Genomic DNA, 15,635 nt, shown 5'->3' with positions numbered 1-15,635 from the left:
AAGCTCAATACTCGACCTCGCAAATGCCTGGGATGGAAAACTCCTGCGGAAGTCTTTTATCACCAGGTGTTGCACTTGACTTGACAATGCGCCCGATGAGAAATGGGGGAAAGAATCGCCAAAGGCGGGGCCTTCCCCCGCCTTGTGGAATCCACCCCGCCGGTACGGGGCTGCCTGATGCGTCTTTCTCTTCTCGGCCCTGGTCCGGTGGGGTCACATAGATAGACTGTCTTTCTACAGAATGCACCTGCTTCTCTGAAAAATGCTACTTCTACTTCCAGGGCCTCACCCTGGTGAGCCGCTGTTCCCAGCGATCGGTGGCCTGGCTGACGGCGGCGGGAACGCCGCTTCTCCAGGGAAGGCCCGGAGGTGGAAACCGCCCAGCCATAGGGCCAGCTGCCATAGTGGCCTGGTGTGGTGGCAGTGGCAGGAGCCACAGCAAGGGTAACGGGCCGAACATAGGCTTGACATATTTACAGCCTCGTACCCCAGGGAGGTCCTTAGGGGGGAACGCCCTAAGCGGGTTTTGGTTCCTTTTGCCCGCACAAAAGGAACCCCCAGCGGGGAGCGTCACCCTTGACAACCCGGCCCCGCCCGTCTACCATGAATGGAAGAACAAAAAAGGGGGAATTGCCATGACCATCGACGGCTTTCAGTCTCTCACTCTCCTGGACTTTCCCAACAAGGTGGGGTGCACGGTGTTTTTGGGAGGCTGCAACTTCCGCTGCCCCTTCTGCCACAACGCCCCCCTGGTGGAGGGGGAGCGCCCCTCCCCTGCCATGACCCTGGAGGAGCTGCACCACTTCCTCACCCGGCGGCAGGGGCTGCTGGACGGGGTGTGCGTCAGCGGCGGCGAGCCCCTGTTGAACCCCCAGCTGCCCCAGCTGCTGGAGCTGGTCAAGGGCCTGGGCTATCTGGTAAAGGTGGACACCAACGGGAGTTTTCCACAGCGGCTTGTGGAATTGTGGAAATCTGGCCTGGTGGACTACGTGGCCATGGACATCAAAAATAGCCCCGCCCGGTACGCAGAGACCGTGGGCGTGCCGGGGCTGGACCTCTCCCCCATCCGGGAGAGCGTTTCCTGGCTGCTGGAGGGCCGGGTGGACTACGAATTTCGCACCACCGTGGTGCGCCAGTTCCACGATGCCCAGTCCTTTGCCCAGATTGGGCCTTGGATTGCCGGGGCCAAGCGGTATTACCTCCAGACCTTCACCCACCGGGACACGGTGCTGCGCCCGGGGCTCTCCGCCTGGGATGGGGAGACCATGGAGGGCTTTGCCGCCCAAATGCGCCCCTATGTGTCAAACGTCGAAGTGCGTTGAAGGGGGTCGAACGGTTCCATCTTTACATTTTGTATCAAACAAGGTATGATGTTACCGACAATTTATGACCTTCTCCCGCCCCAGGCGGGGGAACTGTTCGAGGTGACAATATGGAAATCAAACGCATGCAACTGGGCATGATTCAAACCAACTGTTATATCTTCTGGGACGAGAACACCCTGGACTGCGCCGTGGTGGACCCCGGCGACGACGGGGAGCAGGTGGCCGCTTTCATCCAGGGCCGTGGCCTGAATCCCGTGGCCATCCTCCTCACCCACAGCCACTTTGACCACATCCTGGGCATTCCCGGCCTGCGTTCTCAGTGGCCCAACCTGCCTGTATACTGCCACCCGGCGGATGTAAACCCCAACGAGACCACCACTTCCCTGTTCGGCACCACCTTCCCCAGCGTCAGCTCCTTTGGGAACGTGCTGCCCTACCAGGAGGGGGACACCGTGCCCGTAGGCGGCCTCACCGTCCACGTGCTCCATACCCCCGGCCACACCCCCGGCGGCGTGGTGCTCCAGGTGGAAGACGCCCTGTTCACCGGAGACACCCTCTTTGAGGGCTCCATGGGCCGCACCGATTTGGAGGGTGGCAGCGAGACTCAGCTGCTCCATTCTCTCAAGCGCCTGGCCCAGCTGCCCGGGGACTGGCGGGTGTTCCCCGGCCATGAGGGCTCCTCGACCCTGGAGCGGGAGCGCACCACCAACTTCTGCATGCTGGAGGCCATGAGACGGGGATGAAGCTGTATTTGGTGGGCCACCAGTACCAGTACGCCGTGGAGCAGATGATGATGACCCTGTTCCCCGGCCAAAAACCCGAATATCCCGACACACCACCCACCTGGGACCAGTCCATGGCCCAGGTGGAACTGTTCACCCGGGGGCATGCCGTGGTGGCCCATGCCAAGCTGTGGTGGGACGGGGGTGTGTATGAGGCTGAGCGCCGTGAGCCGGAGACCAACCTCACCGGCGGGCTGGAGGACGACCGGGTGCGCCAGCGGGTGATTCGCCTGGCCTTCTACGACGCCGGAGTGGCTGTCCTGGGCCAAGAGCCCCCCTGGGGGGCCCTTACCGGGGTGCGCCCGGTGAAGCTGCCCACCCGCCAGATGGTGGCGGGCGACACCCCCCAGCAGGCCCGGGACACCCTGACAGAACTCTACCGGGTCAGCCCCTCCCGGGCGGACCTGGCCATGGACTGTGCCCACGCCGCCCTGTCTGTTATCCGCAGCCTGGAGCCCAAACAGCTGTCTTTGTATGTGGGTATTCCCTTCTGTCCCACCCGGTGCGCCTACTGCTCCTTCATCTCCGCCGATGTGAAGGGGGCGCTGGCCCTGGTGGAGCCCTACGTGGACGCCCTGTGCCGGGAGATTGAGGAGGCCGGGGCGCAGCTCAGAGCCCACGGCGTCACCGTCAAGACCGCCTACATGGGAGGCGGCACCCCCACTACCCTGTCCGCCGCGCAGATGGACCGGGTGCTCACCCACATGGAGCAGCACCTGCCCCTGGAGGGGTGCGTGGAGTTCACGGTGGAGGCGGGCCGCCCGGACACCATTACCCGGGAAAAGTTGGAGGTGCTGAAGGCCCACCACATCCACCGCATCTCCATCAACCCCCAGACCATGGAGGACTCGGTGCTCATCGAGATGGGCCGGGCCCACACCGCCGCCCAGATCGTGGACGCCATGGACTTGGCCCGTGAGGCCTACGGCGGCATGGTGAATATGGATTTGATTGCAGGGCTGCCCACGGACACGGTGGAGGGCTTTGCCCGCACCCTGGAGCAGGTGGTGGCCATGGACCCCGCCAACATCACCGTCCACACCCTGGCCCTGAAAAAGGGGGCCAAGCTCATGGAGGAGCAGGGTAAGCTGTGCACGCCCCAGGAAGTGGCGGACATGCTGGCCTATGCCGAGAACACCCTGCGGGGAGCGGGATATGTGCCCTACTACCTGTATCGGCAAAAGTACATGTCCGGCTCCTTTGAAAATGTGGGCTGGGCCAAGCCTGGTGCCGTATGCGCCTACAACATCATCATGATGGAGGAGCTGCAGTCGGTGCTCTCCCTGGGGGCCGGGGGCATCACCAAGCTGGTCAACCCCGCCACGGGGAAAATTGACCGCCTGTCCAACCCAAAGTACCCCAAGGAGTATTTGGAAAGCTGGGAGCGGATTTGCCAGCATAAAGCCCAGGCGGCGGAGTTTCAACATCATTTGAATGGTTGAGGTTACCTGTAATGTCTTGACATCATTTTCCTGTAGAAGTATAATGTGTGGTAACAACCTTACCGCATCACTTTGAGGAAAGGAGAGACCATAAGACTCCTTTTTAGGGGCTTTATGGGAAAGATTATGAAAACAAAGAGGTACCTTGCTCTGACCATTGCTTTGGTTCTGCTCATTGCGCTGTTTCCTGTAACAGCGTGGAACCAGGCCATAGCCGCTCCCGCCAACGATACAGTGGACATTTCTGACCCTGCTTTTTTGGCCTACCTGAACAGTGAGCTGGACGAAAGCAGACCCAGTGACACACCTATTACCCAAGAAGAAATGGCCAGTTTCACCTCCATCGATACTCGGTGGACGGAAGAGTCGATCAGCAGCATCAAAGGCATTTCTGCTGCAGTGAATCTGAAACGGCTGGCAGTATCCGGGGATATAACCGGTTTGGAGGATATTGCTGCGCTGGAGAATTTGACGTCTCTGACGGTAACGGAAAATGAAAATGTGGAAGATTTGACCTTTTTGGGAGAGAAGCACAATCTGACTTCCTTGTCTGTGGGAGAAAACCCGAATATGACCTCTCTCCAAGGCTTGACTTCCAATACCTGTCCTTCCCTGTCCGTACTCGATTTGTCTCTGAACTCCAATTTGGCGGATATTTCTGCTTTGGATCATGTAGCCTTCCCTGGGCTGACCAAACTGGATTTGGGTGACAGCCCTGCAATTTCCAGCATTTCTGCACTGTGTGGATATACCGCTCTGACCGATTTAAACCTGGAGAAGGTGAAAATTACAGAGGAAAACCGTGAGGACTATCGAAACGCAGTTGCCAGCCTAACAGCGCTGAAGTCCCTATATATGCCTTATTGTGGAGTGACGGATGCCGATGCTGAGGTAATGTTTGCGCCCCTGTCTCAGCTGAAAACTCTTGTCCTGAACGTCAATGATCTGACCAGTGTGGACTTTGTGGATACTATGTCCGCCAACCTTACCACGCTTGGTCTCTACGGCAACGAGATTACCGACATGGACAGCCTGAAAAAGTTTCAGGATCTGAAGACGTTGGGCTTTAGTGGAAACCATGTCACTGATTTCAGCTTTATTTCTGCGTTGCCCCAGTTGGGGAATGGTAGCATCCGCCATGAAGAGGGAACGGAAAGCTTCCCCTTTGTCTCCCAATTCCAAGTGGGAGATCCCTCTGACCGCATAGAACTCAGCAATGGCACCCTTACCATTGAAAATCCCTATGTGCAGCCCAATGGTGAGCCCATTTCCTTCGCAGAGGCTTTGCCTGCCCATGTGCTTGGACAGCCGGATGACTCTGGTTACACCATTTCTTATGACGAGGCGACAAACGAGATTACCCTGGAACATGTGAGTGGAGATGTGAGCTTCTATGTGAACTATCAGCTGCCCGCATCCAATGGGAAATTTAAGGTGTGTAAGCTGTTCATCAATGTGTACGCCGATCATCAGCACACCTGGTCTGCCACCACCTATACCTGGGCGGAGGATGGCAGTTCCTGCACGGCCTCCCGGGTGTGCGAAGACAATGCTGCCCATGTGGAACAGGCCACCGCTGTGATTGACCAGCAGCAGACCAAGGAGCCCACGTGCACACAGGCTGGTGAGACGACCTATACCGCTACGTTTGACCAGGATTGGGCTGTGACCCAGACTATGACCCTGGCCGATGTGGCCAAGCTGTCCCACAGTTACAGCCAGGCATGGCAGTGGGATGACACCAGTCATTTCCATAGCTGTGAGCTCTGTGGAGAAAAAGCAGATGCCGCTGCCCATACGTTCCAGTGGGTCACGGATACCCAGGCCGGAGAGAAGTACCAGAAGTGCACCGTGTGCGGCTATCAGTTGGCTGCGGAGCCTCTGCCTACCGCTTCTCCCGCTCCCTCTGCTACCCCCAATCCTGCTCCCTCCGCCACGCCTGCCCCCAGTCAGCCCCCTCAGACTGGAGATACCTCCTCTGTGCTGCTGTGGATTTCGGCCCTGGCTATGTGTTCGGTCCTGCTTCCTGCCCTGATCGCCTGGAAGCGAAATGTCAGATAATTTTCTGATCATCCCATCGGGACGCAGTAGCCGCTGCGTCCCGATTTTTTTCAGAAAACCATTGACAACGCCCCCAGGCGTTGATATAATGTCAAAGCCGCTTTGAATGGGACATAAGTGAAGCACACGCTTCCTCCCCCGACAGCGAGCCCGTAATAAAGGAAAGGCAGGTGCAAAGTATGCACGCAATCATCGAGACCGGCGGCAAGCAGTACAAGGTGACCGAGGGCGACGTCCTCTACATCGAGAAGCTGGATGCCGAGGCCGGTAGCTCCATCACCTTCGACAAGGTTCTGGCTGTCCTGAACGGCGACAGCGCTACCTTCGGCGCTCCCGTTGTGGAGGGTGCCTCCGTCACCGCCAACGTGGTGAAGAACGGCAAGGGCAAGAAGGTGCTGGTCTTCAAGTACAAGCCCAAGAAGAACTACCGCCGTCGTCAGGGCCATCGTCAGCCCTACACCAAGGTGGAGATCACCAAGGTCAACGCCTAATTTAGGAGGCGCCATATGACCACCGTCACATTCCACGCAAGCAATGGCCGTATGGACGGCGTTGTGGTGGATGGACACAGCGGCTACGCCGATGCCGGGTCCGACATCGTCTGTGCCGCCATCTCCTCTACCGTGGGCCTTCTGGAGTGCACTTTGAATGAGGTGCTGGGTCTGGGAGCGCCGGTAAAGGTCAAGGAGGAGGAAGCCCACCTGTCTCTGCGGCTTCCTACTGGCCTGAGCCAGGGAAATGAGCACACCAGCCAGAATTTGATGGTTGGCTTGATGGTCTATCTCCAGGCTCTGAGCCAGGAATACCCCGACAATCTCATCGTTCTGCTGGACGATGATGACGAGGACTGAGGTCCTCAATCAGCCTTTAGAAAGGACGGTAACGACTTATGCTGAAGATCAACATCCAGCTCTTCGCTCACAAGAAGGGCGGCGGCTCCACCAAGAACGGCCGTGACTCCGAGTCCAAGCGCCTGGGCGTGAAGCGTGCCGATGGTCAGTTCGTTCTGGCCGGCAACATTCTGGTTCGTCAGCGCGGCAGCCACATCCACCCCGGCACCAACGTGGGTAAGGGCTCCGACGACACCCTGTTCGCCCTGGTGGACGGCAAGGTGAAGTTCGAGCGCATGGGCAAGGACCGCAAGAAGGTCTCCGTGTACGAGATCGCTCAGTAATGCTGTTAAAACGTCCCGGACATAGCTCTTGTCCGGGACGTTTTTGTAATCCCACAAAATGCACGCATTTTGTGGGAGCTTGCAGCCCGCTGCATGCATAATTGGGTCAAAGGGCGACCCAATTCCACACTGGCGGGCTCCAGAAGTGTCTTTTCCCATGCGCATGTCCTGGGAAAAGACGTGATTTTAATTTATTTCCCCGCCTGGAGGCGGGGAAACTCTGCCGAGGGCTTTTTGACCTGGGCGCTCAATCGAAATCTGTGCCGCAGGCACACCATACTTCTTCATTATTCATTATTCGTTATTCACTTTTTTCGAAATGGAGGTGCCTACCATGGCCAATCAATTCATTGATACCGCCCGAATCCTGGTGCGGGCCGGGGCGGGCGGCGGCGGCGCCGTCTCCTTCCACCGGGAGAAATACGTGGCCGCTGGCGGTCCCGACGGCGGCGACGGCGGACGGGGCGGCAACATCGTCCTCACCGTGGACCCCCACATGTCCACCCTCATGGACTTCCGCTATAAGCGCAAGTATGTGGCCGAAACCGGCATGAACGGCAGCGGCAAGCGCTGCACCGGCAAGGACGGGGCGGACCTGGTCATCAAGGTGCCTCGTGGCACCGTGGTGCGGGACGCCGAGACCAAGGAAATCATCTGCGACATGTCCGATGACAAGCCCTTTGTGCTGGCCAAGGGCGGCAAGGGCGGCTGGGGCAACCAGCACTTTGCCACCCCCACCCGCCAGGTGCCCCGGTTTGCCAAGGCCGGCCTGCCCGGGCAGGAGCGGGACGTGATTTTGGAATTGAAGCTGCTGGCCGATGTGGGTTTGGTGGGCTTCCCCAACGTGGGCAAGTCCACCCTCTTGAGCGTGGTCACCCGAGCCCAGCCCAAGATCGCCAACTACCACTTCACCACCCTCTTCCCCAACCTGGGCGTGGTGCCCATGGAGGAGGGCCGCTCCTTCGTGCTGGCCGACATCCCTGGCATCATTGAGGGCGCCGCCGAGGGCGCTGGCCTGGGCCACGACTTTTTGCGCCACATTGACCGCTGCCGCCTGCTCATCCACGTGGTGGACGTGTCTGGCAGCGAGGGCCGGGACCCGGTGGAGGACTTCGACACCATCTGCACCGAGCTGGAGCAGTGGTCCCCCGAGCTGGCTAGCCGCAAAATGCTGGTGGCTGCCAACAAGGTGGACGTGATGGAGGACCCCGAGCTGCTGGAGCGGCTGCGGGCCCACGTGGAGGCCAAGGGCTGCCGTCTCTTTGAGATGTCCGCCGCCACCCACCAGGGCACCAAAGAGCTGATGTACGCTGCCGCCGACGAGCTGGCCCACCTCCCCCCCATCCTGGTGTTCGAGCCCACCTTTGTGGAGCGTCCCCCCGAGGTGGACACCTCCGCCCCCCTGGAGATCACCCGGGACGACGACGGCACCTGGCTGGTGGACGGGCCCTGGCTGCGCCAGCTTATGGCCAACGTCAACTTCTCCGACTACGAGAGCCGCAACTGGTTCGACAAGCGGCTGCGGGAAGCGGGCGTCTTCGACCAGATGGAGGCCAAGGGCGTCACCGACGGCGACCTGGTGTGCCTGTACAATCTGGAATTCGAGTATCAGAAGTGAGAAAAACACCCTGGAAGCGATGGCTTCCAGGGTGTTTTTTAGTGTGCATGTTCGTCAATAAACCGGGGTTCCAGCTTGGAATAGACGATCTTCTGGCTGGAGTACAACGAGAACTTGCCGCTGAGCAGGTAGCTGAGGGCACAGGCCAGGGCGAAGAACAGAAGCCCCTCACTGCCGAACAGCTCCACACTCAAAAAGATGCTGGCCAGGGGGCAGTTCACCACGCCACAAAAGAGTGCGATCATACACACCGCCGCCCCAAAGCCCGGGTCTACCCCCAGCAGCGGGGCCACGGCACAGCCGAAGGTGGCCCCCACAAAGAAGGTGGGTACGATCTCGCCGCCCCGGTAGCCCGCCCCCAGGGTGAGGGCGGTGAGCAGCAGTTTCAAGGCAAAGGCCCAGGGCACATGCACGGTGCCCTCATCCACCGCCAGGGCGATGATGTGGCCCCCTGCCCCGTTGTAGTCGCCGCTGCCCTCCAGGAGGCTGATGGTCACCACCAGCACGCCGCCCACCACGGCCCTCAGATAGGGATTGCGGAAGGTGTGGGCGTACCAGTGCCCGGTCTGGTGCACCACCACGCAGAAGGTCATGGCCAGCAGGGCGCACCCCACGCCCAGCACCCCAATCTGGGCCAGAGACGCCGCGCCCAGGGTGGGAATGGCGTCCAGGGTGTAGTGCTCCCCTTCCACCCCCAGCAGGACGGTGACCCCCGTGGACACCAGGGCGGTGAGCAGACAGGGGAAAAAGGCGGAGTAGTGGACGATGCCCACGCTCACCACCTCCATGGCAAACACCGTGGCGGTGAGTGGGGTGCCAAACAGGGCGGCAAACAGGCCGCTCATGCCGCACATGACCTCCACATTCATCTGGCGTTCCCCCAGGTGCACCCGCTGGCCCACCTGGCAGGCCAGACTGCCACCAATTTGCAGGGCCGCTCCCTCCCGGCCCGCACTGCCGCCGGTGAGGTGGGTGAGCACCGAGCCGATAAAGATGAGGGGGGCCAGGCGCAAGGGTGGCCGCTGGCCGGAGCGTACGCTGGCGATGATCTGGTTGGTGCCGCTGTCATTTTCCATGCCACAGACCTGGTACAGCCACACAATGGCCAGGCCTGCCAGGGGCATACACAACAGCAGCCAGGGGTGCTGCCCCCGCCATGCGGTCACCAGAGTGATGGCATGAGAAAAGGCGGACCCCGCCGCCCCGCATACCACACCCGTGAGGGCCGCCAACACGGTCCAGTGGACCCAGGCCCCCGCCGTGGGGCTGATCCGGCCCCAGAAATCCCTCGCTTTTTCGCTCATATCCTCCCGCCCTTTACGGTTACATTGGTGATTTCGATTATATTCCCCCCTCCCTACACTGTCAAGGGCGGGGGGAGCAAACCGCTCCCCCCGCCCGGGGTATGTGGGTTCAGCCGCCACGGGTGAAGGTCACTTCACCCAGACTGACGTTGCTGAAATCCATATTTAACTTGTCGCCGTCCAAAGTGTAGGGGGTGGCCCCATCGCTGCCCGGCTCCGTGTCCTTGTCATCGGAGGTGTACATCCGATTCCCCTCCAGCCGGTACTGGCCCTCGGTCTGAATCTGCTGGACTACGGAGGAGCTCAGATTGCCCATGCTCTGTTCCATCAAGTCGGTGAAGCTCTCCCGGTCCATGCCGGACTGGGCCAGGACCTCGTCCACCGTCATGTCGGTGATGCCCTGCTCCTTGAGCATCTGCTCCATGTATACCATGATGGTATCCACCGACTTCTGAATCAGCGCATCCATGCTCTCGTCCAGCTTCTCCTGGTCCACCGTCATGATATAGGTGTTGTCGTCCCGGAACTCCATCTCCAGGGGGATATAGAAGTTCTCCATGCCCAGTTCATCGGCAATTTCAGGAGCGGTCAGACGCATTCTTTCCACAACCTGCTCCATCACATCCACCTGACCAGACCAGGTGCCCACCAATTTCTCCTTGGGGTCGCTGCTGCTGCATGCAGTCAGGGCCAGGGTCAGAGTCAGTCCTAAGGCCAGAGGCAATGCCATCCATCTGTGTTTCATGGTTCATCACTCCTTTCCTCGTCTCTCTTGGGCGCATAGCTGCGCTTTTTGGTTCCATCATATCATGCGTGTGCATATCTTTCAAGCAGGGCCCAGGATGTTACAAATTTTTTGGATTATTTGACGTGATTTGTCTGGAGAATTTGGCGGTTTTGCCCCGGATTTTCGCGGTTGCTGCCGGTTCAACCGCTCTTTTTTGGCCCGAGTTTCTGCCATATGGAGGATTTTTCCGGCTTTTTGCAGCCAGAGGGTTCCTGTGCTGCCTGGGGCAAAGAAACTTTGAAAAATTTTTCACAACCCCCTTCCATTTGGCTGGAATGTGATGTATAATAGCCTTGCGCAAACGCGATCATCCAATTTTATAAGGAGTGATACCAATGAGCATTAAAGTAGGTATTAACGGTTTTGGCCGTATCGGCCGAATGGTTTTCCGCGCCAGCATCAATCATCCCGAGATCGAGATCGTGGGTATCAACGATCTGTGTCCCGCTGATTACCTGGCCTATATGCTGAAGTACGACACCATGCACGGCCACTTCGAGGGCGAGGTTTCCGCCACCGAGACCGGCATCGTTGTCAACGGCAAGGAGATCCCTGTCTTCGCCGAGCGTAACCCCGCTGACATTCCCTGGGGCAAGCTGGAGGCTGAGTACGTTGTGGAGTCCACCGGCCTGTTCCTGACCAAGGAGAAGGCTCAGGCTCACATCGACGCCGGCGCCAAGAAGGTCATCATGTCCGCTCCTTCCAAGGACGACACCCCCATGTTCGTGTGCGGCGTCAACCTGGACGCTTACACCTCCGACATGACCTTCGTGTCCAACGCTTCCTGCACCACCAACTGCCTGGCCCCCATCGCCAAGGTGCTGAACGACAACTTCGGCATCAAGGACGGCCTGATGACCACCGTGCACTCTGTCACCGCTACCCAGAAGACCGTTGACGGTCCCTCTCTGAAGGATTGGCGCGGCGGCCGTGCTGCTACCGGCAACATCATCCCCTCTTCCACTGGCGCTGCTAAGGCCGTGGGCAAGGTCATCCCCGCTCTGAACGGCAAGCTGACCGGTATGTCCATGCGTGTTCCCACCCTGGACGTGTCCGTGGTCGACCTGACTGTCAACCTGGAGAAGCCCGCCACCTACGCTGAGATCTGCGACGCCATGAAGAAGGCTTCCGAGGGCGAGCTGAAGGGCGTTCTGGGCTACACCGACGAGGACGTGGTGTCCAGCGACTTCCTGGGCGATTCCCGCACCTCCATCTTCGATGCCAAGGCTGGTATCGCTCTGACCGACACCTTCGTGAAGGTCGTGTCCTGGTACGACAACGAGATGGGTTACTCCAACAAGGTTCTGGAGCTCATCAAGCACATGTACTCCGTGGACCACAAGTAAGAAAACCATTTCAAAGGGCTCTGCTTCGGCAGAGCCCTTTTTTTGCGCTTTTTGGTTCCAAAAGGGGGAAGATTGACCTTCTCACCGGCTTGGTTCCGGCTTGCCAGCCTGGTGGGGACGCTCCCCGCTGGGGGTTTCTTTTGCCCGGTCAAAAGAAACCAAAACCCGCTTAGGGCGTTCCCCCCTAAGGACCTCCCTTTGGGTACGAGGCGGTGCCTGCGTCAAGTCTAAATTCGGCCCGTCACCCTTGCTGTGGCGCCTAGCCGTGCCACCACACCAGGCTGCCTTGGGCAGCTGCCCCTACAGCTGGGCGGTTTCCATGTCCGGGCCTACCCTGGAGAAGCGGCATTCCCGCCGCCGGGAGCCAGGCCCCCGGCAACTGGGAACAGTTGCACACCAGGGTAAAGCCCAGGCAATAGAAGGCCGACCACACAGAGAAGCAGGCATTTTCCGTAGAATTTCTACGCCATCTATGTGACCCATCCAGGACCAGGGCCGAAACCAGGAGGACGCAGGTGCATTCGTACCGCGGGGTGGATTCCACAAGGCGGGGGAAGGCCCCGCCTTTGGCGATTCTTTCCCCGATTTCTCATCGGGGAGAAATCGGGCCCAGCGGAGCGTAAAACCAGGCTGCCAAGCCTACACCGCAGATGATTAGGAAGTCAGAATACGCCCAAAAGCCCCGGGATTGCCATCCCGGGGCTTTTTATCGGTTCAATTATGCCAGACTGTGCTCTTCCAGCCACACCATGAGGGTGGGCTGCCCCCGGCGGATGCGGCGGGTGCGCACGTGGAACACCACCAGCGTCAGGGCGGTGAACACCACAAACCACACCCCCAGATACACCAGGCATCCCGTGATGTCCTGGCCTCCGGCAATGGCGCTGCGGAAGGCCCGCACGGTGTAGGTGAAGGGCACCCAGCCGTTGAGGGCGGGGACGAAGGAGCCGGACAGTTCCAGGGGATAGGTGCCCACCGAGCCCGCCAGCTGGAGTACCATGAAGATAAGCATTAAGAAGCTGCCCACCTTGCCCATCAGGCAGGTGAAGAAGTACATCACCGACATGAAGGTGAGGGCGGCCACCAGGGCCACCAGCACCGTGCGGCCCCAGTCCACGGGCTGGAACCCGTTGAACAGGTGGAGGCTGCCCAGCATCACCAGGGCCTCCGCAATGGCCACGGTGTACAGCACCGAGGCCTTGCTCCGCCACCAGGCAAAGCCGCTTTTCAGCTCGCCGCTGTACTGGGTCAGGGGATACATCAGGCTAAAGGCGATGCAGCCCACCCACAGGGCCACCGACATCATGTAGGGGGCCATGCCGTGGCCGTTGTTGGGCACCTGGGTGAGCTGGCTCTCCTGGGTGTCCACCGGGGCGGCCATCATGTCCGCCACCTCGTCTCCCGTGTTGGTGTCGGCAATCTCCTGAGCGCCCTCGGCCAGCTTGTCCTGGAGGGTGGCCGCTCCGTCCTCCAGGGCCTTTGCCCCGTCGGTGAGGGTCTGAGCCCCCTGGTGCAGCTGCCCGGCGGCGTCCTGAATCTGCACCGAGCCCTGGGTGAGGGCGTCCATACCCTCCGTCAGCTGGGCCTTGTTGTCCATGAGCTGGCCAGCGCCGTCCACCAGACTCTGGGTGCCCTGGTGGAGCTGGGCGGCGCCCTGATACAGCTTGTCCACCCCCTGGGTGAGGGCGGGAAGCTGGCCCTGCATCTGGGTCACGCCCTGGGACAGCGTCTCACTGCCCTGGGCCAGAGTGTCGAGGCCCTGTTGCAGCTGGGCAGCGCCGGAGCGCAGGGGAGCGGTGCCCTGGTTTTTCAGCTGTCCGGCCCCCTGGGCGGCCTGAGCAATGCCCTGGGTGAGGGCAGGGGCCTGCTGGTTGAGCTGGCCCAGCCCCTGGGACAGCTGGTCCGCCCCCTGTTGCAGCTGGCCCACCAGGGCTTGCAGCTGCTGCGTGCTCACCTGGCCGCTCTGGATGGCCAGAGACAGCCCTTGTAGGCCCTGCTCCAACTGCTTGGCTCCTTGGGCCAGGGCCTGGGCGTTCTGGGGCAGAGCGGCGGTCTGGCTTTGCAGGGTCTGGAGGCCCGCCAGGAGGGCCCCCAGGCTCTCATCCACCTGGGCGGCGCCCTGGGATAGGGTGCCGCTGCTGGACGCTGCCTGACCGGCTCCCTGGGCCAAATTCTGGGCTCCTGCTTGCAGCTGCTCCACCCCTTGGGTCAGGGGCTGGGTGGCCTGCTGGAGCTGGCCCAGCCCGTCCTCCAGCTGCTTGGCGCCGTCGTTGAGGGCTCCGCTGCCCTCTGCCACCTGGGTTACCCCCGCCAGATACTCGCCCAGGCCCTGGCTCAGCCGCTGGGAGCCGTCCACGAAGGTGAGGGAGCTCCCTGCCAGCTGCGCCAGATAGTCGGTGAGGGACTGGGCTCCCTGGGTGAGGGTGTTTGCCCCGTCTTTCAGCTCCCCGCTGCCGTCAGCGGCCTGGGTCATGCCGTCTCCCACCACGCCAATCTGCTCCAGCATGGTGGTGGCGTAGGTACGGGTCACTTCCTCCCGCACCCCCAGCTCCATCTCCTTCATGGCGCTCTCACTGAGCTTGGAGGCGATGTAGTTGGTGCCGGGGTTGGTCTCGTACTTCAGCTCCATGGTCTGGGGGTGGGCCTCGGTGATGGAGGCGGCCCGCTGGGAGAAGTCCTCCGGGATGGTGATGACCATGTAGTAGGTGCCGTCCACCAGCCCCTCCTGGGCCTCCTCCTGGCCCATGAAGTGGAAGTCCAGGGAGGCGTCCTCCTTCAGGTTGTCCACCAGGGACTGCCCAATGTCATAGGTCTCCCCCTCCACCGTCACCGGCTGGTCCAGATTTACCACCGCCACCGGCAAATGCTCCACATTCCCGTAGGGGTCCCACATGGAGCCCAAAAACAGGGTGGTGTAGATGGTGGGAATGGCGATAATGGCCACCATCACCACCAACAGCAGCGGATTGTGCAGCAAACGCTTCCATTCTTGTCGTTTCAACGTCAAACCCTTCCTTCCAGGTTTTGTAGACATAGTGTCTACTATACATCTCGGTATTGTGATTTTTTACAAGAGGCATTATACTGGAGGGGATGAGACAACACAACCGACAATTGGTCGGCGTTCTGTGGATTAATAGACAGAGTGACGACAGAATGTCCATTGTTCAAAAAAGATTTACAAGACAGGAGGGGCTTGGGATGGAGCGGAAACCAGACCGACGGGTGCGGCGCACCCGGGCCCAGCTGCGCCAGGGGTTGGCCCAGCTGATGGGGGAGAAGAGCGTCAACGAGGTGACGGTCACCGAACTGGTGGATTTGGTGGACATCAACCGCTCCACCTTCTATCTCCACTACCGGGACATTCCCCACATGCTGGAGTGTGTGGAGCAGGAGCTGTATGAGCAGATTCGCCACGCCATGGAGCAGACGCTGACCGGGCGGTTTGAGGGGGACACCCTGGCCTTTTTGGAGGATGTGTTCTCCATTCTCTTTGCCAACCGGGACATCTGCGCCGCCCTGCTGGGCCCCCGGGGGGACATTGGCTTTCTCCACCACATTGAGGAGATGCTCTCCCAGTACATTCTCACCCCCTTGCAGCGCACCCAGCCGGATGTGGCCTATCGCTACACCTTCTGCGTGGCGGGGGGTATGGGCCTCATCAAGGACTGGCTGTCCCGGGGCTGCCCCGAGTCCCCCCAGGACATGGCCCGGCGCACCGACGACCTCATCGCCGGGGTGACCCACCGATAAAAAAGACCCCCAGGAGCCCGCCAAATGGCGAGCTCCTGGGGGT

The 15,635-nt window shown here is 60.4% G+C and carries 13 protein-coding genes; 10 read left to right on the top strand and 3 right to left on the bottom strand.

From position 1 onward, the window contains the following. Positions 1-635: 635 nt before the first annotated feature. From B5F98_RS10515 to obgE, 8 genes are all read left to right on the top strand, one after another. The gene (locus B5F98_RS10515) at positions 636-1,322 is read left to right on the top strand and encodes an anaerobic ribonucleoside-triphosphate reductase activating protein (RefSeq protein WP_087372327.1); all 687 of its coding nucleotides are present in this window, start codon (positions 636-638) and stop codon (positions 1,320-1,322) included. 110 nt (positions 1,323-1,432) lie between these two features. After that, positions 1,433-2,068, top strand: coding sequence for an MBL fold metallo-hydrolase (locus B5F98_RS10510; RefSeq protein WP_087233278.1), 636 nt, complete (start codon positions 1,433-1,435; stop codon positions 2,066-2,068). Then, positions 2,065-3,549: a coproporphyrinogen dehydrogenase HemZ gene (hemZ, locus tag B5F98_RS10505; RefSeq protein WP_087372324.1), complete on the top strand. Its 1,485-nt coding sequence runs from the start codon at positions 2,065-2,067 to the stop codon at positions 3,547-3,549. Before B5F98_RS10510 ends, hemZ begins: the two co-directional genes overlap by 4 nt. Positions 3,550-3,675: 126 nt before the next feature. Beyond that, entirely contained in the window at positions 3,676-5,610 is a 1,935-nt protein-coding gene (locus B5F98_RS10500) for a leucine-rich repeat domain-containing protein (protein ID WP_158099837.1), read from the top strand. Positions 5,611-5,789: 179 nt separating this feature from the next. After that, a complete protein-coding gene (rplU, locus tag B5F98_RS10495) occupies positions 5,790-6,101 on the top strand; it encodes a 50S ribosomal protein L21 (protein WP_087233272.1) in 312 nt (103 codons plus the stop codon). Between the two features lie 15 nt (positions 6,102-6,116). Then, a complete protein-coding gene (locus tag B5F98_RS10490) occupies positions 6,117-6,461 on the top strand; it encodes a ribosomal-processing cysteine protease Prp (protein WP_087233269.1) in 345 nt (114 codons plus the stop codon). A 38-nt stretch (positions 6,462-6,499) separates the two neighbouring features. Further along, positions 6,500-6,784 carry a 50S ribosomal protein L27 gene (gene rpmA / locus B5F98_RS10485; protein ID WP_087233266.1) on the top strand — a complete coding sequence of 95 codons (285 nt, stop codon included), beginning with the start codon at positions 6,500-6,502 and terminating at the stop codon, positions 6,782-6,784. A gap of 334 nt (positions 6,785-7,118) precedes the next feature. Continuing rightward, a complete protein-coding gene (gene obgE, locus B5F98_RS10480) occupies positions 7,119-8,402 on the top strand; it encodes a GTPase ObgE (protein ID WP_087233263.1) in 1,284 nt (427 codons plus the stop codon). A 38-nt stretch (positions 8,403-8,440) separates the two neighbouring features. On the opposite strand, the gene B5F98_RS10475 is transcribed toward obgE, so the two are convergent. After that, entirely contained in the window at positions 8,441-9,706 is a 1,266-nt protein-coding gene (locus B5F98_RS10475) for a chloride channel protein (RefSeq protein WP_087372318.1), read from the bottom strand. A 109-nt stretch (positions 9,707-9,815) separates the two neighbouring features. Continuing rightward, the gene (locus tag B5F98_RS10470) at positions 9,816-10,451 is read right to left on the bottom strand and encodes a hypothetical protein (RefSeq protein ID WP_087372315.1); all 636 of its coding nucleotides are present in this window, start codon (positions 10,449-10,451) and stop codon (positions 9,816-9,818) included. A gap of 377 nt (positions 10,452-10,828) precedes the next feature. Here B5F98_RS10470 and gap point away from each other — a divergent pair, with 377 nt between their 5' ends. After that, the gene (gene gap / locus B5F98_RS10465) at positions 10,829-11,839 is read left to right on the top strand and encodes a type I glyceraldehyde-3-phosphate dehydrogenase (RefSeq protein ID WP_087233254.1); all 1,011 of its coding nucleotides are present in this window, start codon (positions 10,829-10,831) and stop codon (positions 11,837-11,839) included. A 718-nt stretch (positions 11,840-12,557) separates the two neighbouring features. Here gap and B5F98_RS10460 read toward each other — a convergent pair. After that, entirely contained in the window at positions 12,558-14,840 is a 2,283-nt protein-coding gene (locus B5F98_RS10460; RefSeq protein WP_158099836.1) for a YhgE/Pip domain-containing protein, read from the bottom strand. Between the two features lie 200 nt (positions 14,841-15,040). Between B5F98_RS10460 and B5F98_RS10455 the strand changes: the two genes are divergently transcribed. Then, positions 15,041-15,592, top strand: a complete 552-nt coding sequence (locus B5F98_RS10455) for a TetR/AcrR family transcriptional regulator (RefSeq protein ID WP_087233240.1) — start codon at positions 15,041-15,043, stop codon at positions 15,590-15,592. Positions 15,593-15,635: the final 43 nt, after the last annotated feature.

The sequence above is a fragment of the Pseudoflavonifractor sp. An44 genome (genome assembly GCF_002161675.1).
Taxonomy (GTDB): domain Bacteria; phylum Bacillota; class Clostridia; order Oscillospirales; family Oscillospiraceae; genus Enterenecus; species Enterenecus faecium.
Note: the sequence above shows the minus strand (reverse complement) of the source record. Positions and strands in the feature narration are given on the sequence as shown.